Origin of the sequence: Bacillus sp. T2.9-1 (assembly GCF_950097965.1) — a bacterium.
Taxonomy (GTDB): domain Bacteria; phylum Bacillota; class Bacilli; order Bacillales; family Cytobacillaceae; genus Niallia; species Niallia hominis.
In genome coordinates this window covers 166,142-177,520 of sequence record NZ_CATNHG010000075.1, presented here as the reverse complement: position 1 = coordinate 177,520, position 11,379 = coordinate 166,142, and the positions used below count along the sequence as shown (strand labels likewise).

11 protein-coding genes and 1 other RNA gene are annotated in these 11,379 nt (G+C 35.0%); 5 read left to right on the top strand and 7 right to left on the bottom strand.

The features are described 5' to 3' along the window. Positions 1-196: 196 nt before the first annotated feature. On the top strand, positions 197-508 hold the full coding sequence (locus QQZ16_RS06960; protein ID WP_284561214.1) for a LysM peptidoglycan-binding domain-containing protein: 312 nt from the start codon (positions 197-199) through the stop codon (positions 506-508). A gap of 286 nt (positions 509-794) precedes the next feature. Here the strand turns inward: QQZ16_RS06960 and ssrS are convergent. The 4 genes from ssrS to QQZ16_RS06940 form a co-directional block, all read right to left on the bottom strand. After that, positions 795-986, bottom strand: a non-coding RNA gene (gene ssrS, locus QQZ16_RS06955) — 6S RNA. Positions 987-1,052: 66 nt separating this feature from the next. Continuing rightward, a complete protein-coding gene (gene efp / locus QQZ16_RS06950) occupies positions 1,053-1,610 on the bottom strand; it encodes an elongation factor P (protein WP_031535275.1) in 558 nt (185 codons plus the stop codon). A 12-nt stretch (positions 1,611-1,622) separates the two neighbouring features. Continuing rightward, a complete protein-coding gene (locus QQZ16_RS06945) occupies positions 1,623-2,684 on the bottom strand; it encodes a M24 family metallopeptidase (RefSeq protein ID WP_235248072.1) in 1,062 nt (353 codons plus the stop codon). A 246-nt stretch (positions 2,685-2,930) separates the two neighbouring features. Beyond that, on the bottom strand, positions 2,931-3,461 hold the full coding sequence (locus QQZ16_RS06940) for a YqhR family membrane protein (RefSeq protein WP_235248070.1): 531 nt from the start codon (positions 3,459-3,461) through the stop codon (positions 2,931-2,933). Positions 3,462-3,685: 224 nt separating this feature from the next. Here QQZ16_RS06940 and QQZ16_RS06935 point away from each other — a divergent pair, with 224 nt between their 5' ends. Together QQZ16_RS06935 and QQZ16_RS06930 are read left to right on the top strand one after the other, a co-directional pair. Beyond that, entirely contained in the window at positions 3,686-4,630 is a 945-nt protein-coding gene (locus QQZ16_RS06935; protein ID WP_031535278.1) for a DUF1385 domain-containing protein, read from the top strand. Between the two features lie 165 nt (positions 4,631-4,795). Continuing rightward, positions 4,796-5,179 (top strand): SA1362 family protein, encoded by a 384-nt coding sequence (locus QQZ16_RS06930; protein ID WP_031535279.1) that lies wholly within the window; start codon positions 4,796-4,798, stop codon positions 5,177-5,179. 59 nt (positions 5,180-5,238) lie between these two features. On the opposite strand, the gene QQZ16_RS06925 is transcribed toward QQZ16_RS06930, so the two are convergent. Beyond that, positions 5,239-6,123 carry a patatin-like phospholipase family protein gene (locus tag QQZ16_RS06925; protein ID WP_235248068.1) on the bottom strand — a complete coding sequence of 295 codons (885 nt, stop codon included), beginning with the start codon at positions 6,121-6,123 and terminating at the stop codon, positions 5,239-5,241. Positions 6,124-6,450: 327 nt separating this feature from the next. Between QQZ16_RS06925 and QQZ16_RS06920 the strand changes: the two genes are divergently transcribed. Next, the gene (locus tag QQZ16_RS06920) at positions 6,451-6,705 is read left to right on the top strand and encodes a spore coat protein (RefSeq protein ID WP_235248066.1); all 255 of its coding nucleotides are present in this window, start codon (positions 6,451-6,453) and stop codon (positions 6,703-6,705) included. A gap of 184 nt (positions 6,706-6,889) precedes the next feature. Here the strand turns inward: QQZ16_RS06920 and QQZ16_RS06915 are convergent, their stop codons facing one another. After that, a complete protein-coding gene (locus QQZ16_RS06915) occupies positions 6,890-9,442 on the bottom strand; it encodes a vitamin B12-dependent ribonucleotide reductase (protein ID WP_235248065.1) in 2,553 nt (850 codons plus the stop codon). A gap of 492 nt (positions 9,443-9,934) precedes the next feature. Continuing rightward, positions 9,935-10,771, bottom strand: coding sequence for a lipoate--protein ligase family protein (locus QQZ16_RS06910; protein WP_031535292.1), 837 nt, complete (start codon positions 10,769-10,771; stop codon positions 9,935-9,937). Between the two features lie 207 nt (positions 10,772-10,978). Between QQZ16_RS06910 and QQZ16_RS06905 the strand changes: the two genes are divergently transcribed. Beyond that, complete coding sequence (locus QQZ16_RS06905) at positions 10,979-11,356, top strand: rhodanese-like domain-containing protein (RefSeq protein ID WP_031535294.1); 378 nt, start codon at positions 10,979-10,981, stop codon at positions 11,354-11,356. The last annotated feature ends 23 nt before the right edge of the window (positions 11,357-11,379 follow it).

The window sequence follows — 11,379 nt, the reverse complement described above, 5'->3', positions numbered from 1 at the left end:
ACAAGGACTGGGGAGACAGACTTTTGTAGTAGTCAAAGCTACAGGAGATGATAGAAATCCCCCAAATGATCCTAAGACCATTATCTAGGGACATCACGAAAAGTCCACCCTTTGGAAAACTTTTTCAGATAGTGGGGGGCTAGCCCCCCACTATCTGAACTAACATCTATAGAATTATCAAAGAACAATATTTTAATTGGAAATTACCTCGAAAGAGGACTATAAACTTACTATACGAGGAGATACATTATATGAAATTAGTAGAAAATATAAAACAACGATTAAAGTTCTTACAACTTACAATCAAATTGCAAACCCGAACCTAATTAAAGTAGGACAGAAAATCAAAATACCTTCCACACAAGCTGTTTATTATGTCGTAAAAAAAGGAGATACCGTCAGCCAAATTGCGAAGACTTTTCATACAAGTGTTAGTAAAATAGAGAAATGGAATCAATTGAAGGATGTTAATAAAATATACCCAGGACAAAAACTAAGAGTAGGATAAGCTTTTAGCTATCTTACTCTACTTTCTCCTGTAATAAAAAGAGTAGTGTGTACACAAAGGCAAGGTAAATCTTTATACATATTTACCTTATTTATGAATGTGAAAAAAGTTATCTATATGATCAGCTTTCTTCTCCTGCACAAAGACATATATTCGAAAACTCAATTAAATAAAAAAAGAGTCGTATCACTTAAAAGCTAAATTAGAGAATGTTTGTCTTTAATGATTAGCTATTTCTTTTTGTCAAAATCCATAGAAAAAGGAGGTAATCAATTGATTACCTCCTTTTTCAGCCGCATTTGCCGCTTAGATGTATGGAGTTTCAAAACCTGCTCCACCAGGTGGGTGTTCGCAAAAGCTCTCATCATATGTCCTAATGACAAATGGCATTAGGCCTGCTGATCCTTCTTTAATATAGAACTCCCTAATTATCGATAAAGGTTGAAACTTCATACGATAACGTACAACGCAGCTTCTATGGTTTTATCATACATGAATTTCTTTCGGAAAGCAAATGGTAAAATTAGGATGTCACTTTTAAGTATTAAGCACGAGAAACGTAGCTTGCTTCAGCTGTGTTAATAATCAAACGATCCCCTTGATTAACAAAGAAAGGAACTTGAACAGTTAATCCTGTTTCCATCACTGCAGGTTTTGTACCACCAGATGCCGTATCTCCCTTAATTCCAGGTTCTGTTTCAGTAACTTCTAATACAACCGTATTTGGAAGCTCTACACCTAGAGTTTCGGATTGATACATCATAATATGGACTTCCATATTTTCTTTTAAGAATTTTAGTTCGTATTCGATTACAGAAGCAGAAAGCTCAATTTGGTCATAAGATTCTACATCCATAAATACGTGCTGGTCACCATTAGCATATAGATATTGCATTTTGCGATTGTCAATTTGCGCTTTTGCAACTTTTTCGCCAGCTCTAAATGTTTTTTCTTGAACAGCTCCAGTACGTAAATTCTTTAATTTAGAGCGAACAAACGCTGCTCCCTTACCAGGCTTAACGTGTTGGAAATCAAGTACGCGCCAAATTCCACCGTCTACCTCAATTGTTAAACCTGTCTTAAAATCGTTTACTGAAATCATGCAGTAATCCTCCTATAAAATAATCAGTTCCTTAGTTGAATGGGTTAAAGCTTCATTATGATTATTTGTTATTATTGTATCATCTTCAATACGCACTCCACCAAGTCCTGCGATATAAATACCTGGTTCCACTGTTACGACCATACCTGGTTCTAGAGGAGCATTATTTCGGAAGGATAAATTAGGTCCTTCATGAACTTCTAGCCCAATTCCGTGACCTGTAGTATGTCCAAAATATTCCCCATAGCCTTTTTCAGTTATGTAATCACGAGTCAGTGCATCTGCTTGGACACCTGTTATTCCTGGTTTAATGCCTTCCATTCCCTTTAGTTGAGCTTTTAATACGATATCATAAATCTCTTTTAATTTCTCATCTGGGTTACCGATAGCAATGGTTCTCGTAATATCTGATACATAGCCATTATAATAAGCACCGTAATCTAATGTAATAAAATCACCAGCTTCAATTACTTTGTCGGTTGCAACACCATGTGGCAATGCAGATCTTGTCCCTGATGCAACAATTGTATCAAAGGAGGATGAAGTGGCGCCTAATTTTCTCATAAAAAACTCTAATTCATTCGAAACTTCCAATTCTGTTTTCCCTACCTTAATAAAATCAAGGATATGGGTGAAAGCAGCATCAGCAATCTTAGCAGCTTCCTTTAATATCTTAATCTCTTCATTAGTCTTAATCAAGCGTAACTTTTCAATTATACCTGAAATTGGCACTAATTCTCCTTTTACAACAGATTCTAGCTCCTTATATTGAGTAAAGGTTGTATAATCTTGTTCAAAAGCTAGTTTCTTTATTCCCAATTTCTCTGCTTGACTTGCAACCTCTTGAAGAATTGCCCCTTTATGCTGAATAACTTCGAATCCACTGCATTGATTTCCTGCCTGTTCCACATAACGGAAGTCTGTGATAAATAAAGCTTTCTCTCCGCCGATTAATACAGCTCCTGAAGATCCTGTAAAATTACTAACATAACGTCTGTTATATGTACTTGTTATTAAAATACCATCTGCTCCAACTTCTGCTAGTGCTTCTCTTACTCTTTTAAGTTTCTCCATTATAACCCTCTCCCTTATTTTATACACTTGCCTAGAGGCACATGCTTTCTATAGCCTTAACAACTTCTAGATAAGGTAAAAATCTGAATGATGAAAAAAGTACACTCATGAAATTATTTTAACATAAATACTTTTATAATACAGGCAAAATAGCTAGCAAATAAAGATTTTAGACACCCTAACTAGCTAAATAAAAGCCTTGAGTAAGAGGGCATAACCACTTTTCAAGAAATTAAGAAAATGATTTTATTGCCCTTCATTACCTGTTAAATTAGTTGACGGCTTTTTTTCCTTCCATTCTTTTAGTTGAATTTCACTTTCTTCATAAGAGATTGTATAACCCACAAATACACCATAAAGGGCATATAAACATGCGGAAAAAATGATTGTATCCCTTTTCAGCTCTAGAAATGGGGCCATGCTTGGAAATATAGGGTTTAAAATGACAAAAACACAAATAAACAATGCAATCCCATATCCAATTCCTATATAGATGGTTTTAAATTTCCTTAGCATCAAATAGTAAGCAAATGCTGCTCCAGTTGAAAAAAAACCTATGAAGACGATACTGATTACCGTTCCAAGCCAGCCATATTTCCAACTGCCAATCGCCCAAGGCTCTAAGAGGATATTAGGGCGTATTTCTGTAAAATGAAAAACATATCCTATGTACCCAATAAGCGACCAGAATATCCCTCCAAACATGCCTGTCCAAATTACTAAGGCGATAAAAGACATCGGTCTTCCTTTTTCATGTGATTGTTGTTGATTATCCATAATGTCCACCTCCAACCCTAGTATGTCCCAATCCTTTTCTTTCCTTGCATGTTTATCTTAGCGTTTGATTAAAAGGTTTATTCACAAAGGATGGGATGTCTTGCTAGTGGTTTTTTGAATTTTTTAGTAATATGGTATTAGGGGATATACAACCATAAAAATCTTACAGATGAAAAAATTAAGTTGTTTTCACCTAAATTATCCTGAGGTTGGTGCTGTTATACATGTCAAGTGAACAAAAACCATTATACGGAGGTCAGGCAGTTGTAGAAGGTGTGATGTTTGGTGGAAAACATCATTATGTCACAGCCATAAGACGCAAAGATCAGACTGTTGATTATTTTCATCTTCCTAGAACGTATAATACCAAGCTAGCAAAATTAAAAAAAATACCATTTTTACGAGGTATTATTGCCATTATTGAATCAAGCGGAAATGGAACAAAGCATTTAAATTTTTCAACGGATCGCTATGATGTTGATCCTTCTGAAGATTATAAATTGGAAGAACAAGAGCCTTCTAAAGTATCCATGATTTTAGGAGTAGCAGTTCTTGGTGTACTTTCCTTTTTATTTGGAAAATTCATTTTTACGCTTATTCCGACTTTCCTAGCAGCTATGTTTATGCCGATTATTTCTGGACATGTTGCGCAAATACTATTAGAAAGCTTTTTTAAGCTAATTCTTTTACTTGGATATATTTATTTTGTCTCACTGACTCCTATTATTAAAAGAGTCTTTCAGTATCATGGTGCTGAACATAAAGTTATTAATGCATATGAAAGTGGGAAAGAATTAACAATAGAAAATGTACAATCGGCTTCAAGGTTACATTATCGCTGTGGATCAAGTTTTATTCTGTTCACGGTAATTGTTGGGTTATTTCTCTATTTATTTTTCTATCCAGACAACCTTTTAGACAGAGTACTTATTCGTATTGCTTTGATTCCAGTCGTGCTTGGAATTTCCTTTGAGGTATTACAGTTTACCAATAAATTAAGAAATGTCCCAGTTTTAAAATATCTTGGATTGCCTGGTCTATGGCTACAATTATTAACAACAAAAGAACCAAGTGATGATCAAGTGGAAGTTGCTATACTTTCCTTCTCCGAATTAAAGAAACGCGAGGAAGAAACGGAAGCACAGGTTTCAAAGACAGTTGTTAAATAATTTATAAAAGAATCTTCCCTATTTATATAGTTTTATTACCGTTTAAAAATCTTTTTTCTGAAAACTTTTTCTTGTGAACAATTTGGCTTTTTTTGAATAAACTTTTCTTAATAATAGTTTAAAAGTTAGAAAAAATGCTCATCATGCTTTTAGGGAGGTGGCTTTTTGAAGAACCGATTTTCAATTATCTTATTTGGGAGTATTTTTCTCCTTGCTTTCATTGGCTTAACTACTAGTTTAATAAAAAATCCTGCTGGATTTTTTCTAAACATTGCTGTCATTGTTGCTGTAGGTGCTATTATTTGGTTCATTTTCCGCCATTTCAATACAACTAGTCCGCAAAAAAGAGAGCAAAGAGCTTTTCTAAAAGCTGCAAAGAAATCAAAAAAACGGCTACAAACAAGAGAAAAGGTACCAGCAGGACAGCAGCAACATTCAACTAAATCCTCTTCCTTAAAAGCCAACAAGCATAAACGTAGTAAAAGCACTGCACATTTAACTGTTATTGAAGGGAAGAAGAGCAAAAAAAAGAATCGGGCTTCTTTATAGAGGGCTCGATTCTTTTTTGCTATATAGATAGAGCCTTTAGGATATAGCCCCATCATGTTTTAATAAGCCCATTTTTCAAAAAATTTCGTAGCACAATCTCTTCCTAACTGTATTAGTTTTACTTGATCTTCTTTTGTAAGTGCAAATTCTGTTGCGAGTACCCCCTCTGTTGGAACAAAGATAATATTTTTCTCATGCTTCCTGGAAATATAGCGGGAATCATGTGCATCTTTCATCGTTTCAAACATTGCTGCAAATAAATCAATAGCATTTTTGATTCTATGCTTTGGATGCTCCCTTATACTATGACTTAATTTAACTCCTAAAACAGGTCTTGTTTTCAGTACATTCTCTTGATCAAATAACCAAATTGGGAAATTACTGAGCACTCCCCCATCAACAATCACATTTTTATTTGACTTATTTCCAAGAGTTACTGGCTCAAAAAAATAAGGCAGACTACAACTCATCCTAATCGCTTTTGCAATCGAAAAAGTTTGGGGATTGATTCCGTATTTCGGCAAGTCGTCTGGTAGAATCATTAATACACCATTTGTAATATCTGAAGCAATAAAGCGTAAAGTATGTGGGGGTATATCTGCAAATGTTTTTAAACCTTTTACGGCCAATTTACTTTCTATCCATTTTTCCAGTTCTTCTCCTTTATATAACCCTAACTTCCAATATAGAAAAAACCATTTTGCAAGTGGAAAAGGAATGAGCAATTGTCGTTCATCTAAAAAGGTACTTAAATCCAAATCCTCCAATAATTCCGCTATTTCTCTACTCGTATACCCTGCGGCAATTAAGGCAGCAACGATTGAACCTGCACTAGTTCCTGCCAACCGAGCAAATTGAAATCCTCGTTGTTCTACAACTTCATATGCTCCCACTAAAGCTAGCCCTTTAATTCCTCCTCCAGAAAAGACCCCGTCTATATACATAAAATTCACTCCTTTTAACAAGCAAATGGGACTTCGAAAGGTATTTCATTTTTATGGACCCTAGACCTTTATACTCCAATTTAGTATTCGTAATTAGAAAATAGTACAGAAGACAAGTTATATGTCATTCTTTTATTTATAGTCACCGTATTCACTTTAAATAGGATGCAGTAAATTCATATTGGGTTTAGGCATTTGTATCAATCAATATAGTGTATAGACACATAAACTAATTCGAAGTAGATTAGTGCAGTATCTTGTTTTGAAGATAAAAAGTAACGAAGGATATGCGCATTAGCTAAATAATGAAAAAAGAGGAGGATATTTATGCAAAATCAATTCATTTATCCACAAGATATTAGAAGAATACGACCTGGTTTTGGTGGATTTGGCAGACCTGGGTTTGGTAGACCTGGATTCGGTAGACCTGGGTTCGGCTTTGGAGGAGCTGGCTTAGGACTTGGCTTAGGCTTGTTAGGAGGATTTGCAACAGGGGCATTACTTGGTCCAGCATTATATGGAGGATATGGTTATCCACCATATGGTTACGGATATGGCATCCCACCATATGGATTTTATTAAAATATTGTAAAAAATAATGAGCGATGAGCCGAAAACACCTTAATATCGCTTTCCTTAATCTAGATTAATCCTGCTTTTATATATATAAAGAGGCTGACAATTGCTCAGCCTCTTTCTGTAGCTTTATTCATAAAAGTAATAATTTCAAACTGAAGATCTATTCATTATGACCAATATCTGCGTATTAAAGGCCACATTTTAATTGTGTGTTGCAATTCGTACAAGTATTACATCCACCGATTTCTTCTACTACACCTTTTCGGCATACAGGACAAGTATCGCCGATTTCTGAACCAATCGTTACATTTGTTGATTTTAACTCATTTATCGTATCGACAAGAACTACATGTGGTTCTTGATGCTTTTGTGGTTGTGTTTCTTCAAATGTGTTTTCTTCCGCTTTTAATGTTAGTACTTGACTATCGCGAGAGCCATCCACATAAACGGTTCCACCTTTTGCACCACCACGATATAATCTTTCATACACTTTTTGAACTTGCTCTACACTATATCCTTTTGGTGCATTTACCGTTTTACTAATAGAGCTATCAATCCATCTTTGAATGATACATTGAACATCAGCATGTGCCTCTGGAGCCAAATCCATTGCAGCAACGAACCAATTTGGAAGATTATTTGGATCTGCTTCTGGATGCGCATCTAAATATTCTTGAACAATATCTGCTTTCACTTCAATGAATTTTCCAAGTCTTCCGCTTCGGAAATAAGAGAAGGAGAAGTATGGCTCAAGACCAGTTGATACCCCAACCATTGTACCTGTACTGCCTGTAGGTGCTACTGTTAATAAATGAGAGTTACGAATACCATATTGAAGAATGTCTTCTCTAATATCCTCAGGCATTTTTTTCATGAAGCCAGTATGAATAAAGGCATCGCGTAGTTTTGCAACCTCTTCCTCTGATTCCGCTTGTAAGAATGGGAAGCTGCCTTTTTCTTTCGCTAACTCAATAGATGCTCTGTATGCAGTTGTTGCGATGGTTTCAAATACTTTATCTACTAAGACATTTCCCTCTGCACTGCCATATTCTGTTTCACAGTAAATCAGTAGATCATGAAGACCCATAACACCAAGACCGACACGACGTTCTCCAAGCGCTTGCTTTTTATTTTCTTCCAAGAAGTAAGGAGTTGCATCGATTACGTTATCCTGCATTCTTACGCCTATTTCTACTGTTTTCTTAAGCTTTTCAAAATTAACTGTTTTGTTTTCTTTATCTGCCATTTCTGCAAGGTTAACAGCAGCTAGATTACATACACTAAATGGAGCTAATGGCTGCTCTCCACAAGGGTTTGTCGCCACAACTTTTTGACCATAGCTAGTAGCGTTTGTCATTTCATTTGCATTATCAATGAAGAAGATACCTGGCTCTGCAGAATAAGTTGCACAGATATTAATTAAGTTCCATAATTCCTTCGCTTTTATTTTACGATAAACACGAACTTTATTTCCTTCTGCTTCCCATTCTCTTACATCGCCAACTTTATGCCATTCTTCATTATAATGTTGCATTTGCTCCTTATCGTAGCTTTCAACATCAGGGAAACGAAGTGCATATTCTTCATCCTTCTCCACTGCATCCATAAATTCATTTGTTAAGCAGACAGAAATGTTTGCACCTGTTAAAAATTCTGATTGATGAACAGCATAAGTACCGCCGCTTGATAGCTTTTCTTCTGCATCACGGAAAATACTCTCGTTAAAACCACCTTGCCCAGGGATATTTTTATAATTTAGAATTCCTTGATACATAGAACGTTCTTGTTCTGTTAAAGGAGTAAATTTCAATTTATCTTGTGCATATTTTTTAATTGTTTCATCTTGCGTATTTTCAATCAAGAAACGTAAAATACGTGGATTTTGCATTTTCGAAATAATGAATTCAATAATATCTGGATGCCAATCAGCTAGCATAATCATTTGAGCACCACGACGAGAACCGCCCTGTTCAACTAAATGTGTTAATTTCGCAATATCATCTAACCAAGAAACAGAACCAGATGATTTACCATTAACTCCTTTTGCTAGTGTATTACGAGGTCTTAGCGTAGATCCATTTGTTCCAACACCGCCTCCACGACTCATGATTTCCATAACCTGCTTACGATGCTCGGAAATACCTTCTCTTGAATCCTGAACAAAAGGCATTACATAACAGTTGAAATACGTAACATCTGTTCCTGCTCCAGCTCCATATAATACACGACCTGCAGGGATAAAGTTCAAATGAACAAGCTCACTGTAAAACTTTTCGAACCATTCTTTTCTTTTCTCTTCTGTCTTTTCTACAGATGCAAGACCAGTAGCGTTTCGTTTTGCAATTTGCTCATAATAAATTTCCAACGGTTTTTCAATTACATCTAAGGAACGAACAATGACACCCGTTTCTCCTTCTTCTCCTTCAAGAACGCCACGGTAATCTTCTTCCACTAATACCTTCGCTGTATTAAGAATATGGTCAATTTCTTGAATGAACCCTAATCCTCTTGCTGGAAACTTTGGATCTTCTTTAATCGTTAATACAACAAAATCGCCAGCTGATAACGTAATTTTCTCTGTATCTTTATACGTATAACGGTCAAGCATGACAAGTCGAGAAACGCCTTTATGAGTTAGTTTCATATCTGGGGTAATTGGATGAACCTCCGGAAATAAAGCAATATCCTTATTCAGCTTTTCTATATCTACCTTCACACCTTGACTTAACATTACTGACATACACACAACCCCTTCATTCATATAAAAAGTAGAGCAGATACTAATAGTTGTTGAAAAATAATCTTTGTATATAAATCTATAATTAGATATCTAGCATTTTTTTATTAATACCCTTAAACTATCACATCAAACACATAAAATCAACATATAGTATTCACCATAAAAATCAATACCCATATATTGTGTATATTTAAAAAATTACCGATTTGTCAAACACCGAAAAAAAGTAGATTTTAAAGAAAAAGAAAGAGATACATAGATAATTAGACATAAAAAAAGAAATTTCGTCCTTTTTCGCACTTGCTTATTGGAATATAGGATAATCCATTGATATTAGCCTGTTTATCTTAATCTTTTCTCTCCAAAAAAATTTTTCGACATGTAAAAATGATACGAAAGCATTGTATTTTTTCGTTTAAGCAACCATTTTTAAAAGCAATTAAAACACGAAATTCTAATAAAAGAATTTCGTGCTCAAAAATTTAGATCTATTTATCGTCTAAAATTCCATTCATCGCTTTCATATTTTTCTTTCGCGATTTTTTCTACATATTCTAATTCTTCATCAGTTAACTGATAATTATCTAACTGAATATCCAACCCTTCTTCAAAGCCTTTTCTAAAAGCTTCTTTCGCCATCTCAATGGAAATGTTTCTCGATGTTAAATCGTTAATAGCTACCGCTTTACTCTTAAAAGCCTTTTGCATTCTTTCCTTGACGCGGTCATTTGGATACTTAAATAGACGGAATAATTTATCCTCGTCTAAGTCTAATAAAATAGAACCATGCTGCAAAATAACACCCTGTTGTCTCGTTTGTGCACTCCCAGCGACCTTTCTTCCCTCAACTACTAATTCATACCAACTAGGCGCATCAAAGCATACTGCGGATCTTGGACTTTTCAAATTATTTTTTTGTTCTTCTGTTTTCGGCACAGAAAAATAGGCATCTAATTCTAAAAAGTGAAACCCTTTTAATATACCTTCCGAAATGACCCGATAAGCTTCTGTTACTGTTTTCGGCATATTAGGATGTTCTTCTGTAACAATCACACTGTATGTCAATTCATGCTCATGCAGAACGCCTCTTCCACCAGTTGGTCTTCTTACAAATCCAAGACCTAATTCTTTAACCGCTTGTAAGTCAATTTCTTTCTCTACCTTCTGAAAATATCCAATAGATAAAGTAGCAGGATTCCAGCCATAAAAACGAATCACCGGCGGAAAAACTCCTTTAGAATGCCATTCTAATAACGCTTCGTCTAATGCCATATTAAAAGAAGGAGAATGATTGCCTGAATCAATAAATCTCCATGTTTCTTTTACCATAACGAACCCTCTTTTTCTATGTATAATTACATTAAATCCCTACTAAGGATATCAAAAAGAAAGCCTATTTAAAAGTAACTTGCATGGAAATAAATTTAATTAAAGAAATGTTATGGATATATTATAAGTATTTACTTTACTACTAGAAGGGTTGATAGATATAATAGAGATAGTGTAAGTAATTGAAAGGAGAAATGAGAATTGACAATGATTTATACTCTTCTCATCGTTTTAGTCGCATTCCTTGTATATTCAGTGGTTATGTGGCTTTATCAACGTCGCATTGTAAAAACTGTAAGCCAGGATGAATTCCGCCAAGGATACAGAAAGGCACAGTTGATTGATGTACGTGAACCAAATGAATATGAGGCTGGTCATGTACTCGGTGCAAGAAATATTCCACTATCACAGCTAAAGATGAGAAAAAGTGAAATTCGTCCTGATAAGCCAGTATATTTATACTGCCAAAATGGGATGAGAAGCGGAAGAGCTGCTCAGTTTCTTTATCGTAAAGGATATAAGGACTTAACCCAATTAGAAGGCGGATTCAAAAAGTGGACAGGAAGAATTAAAGCAAAAAAATAATAATATTCTAACTAGGAATTATT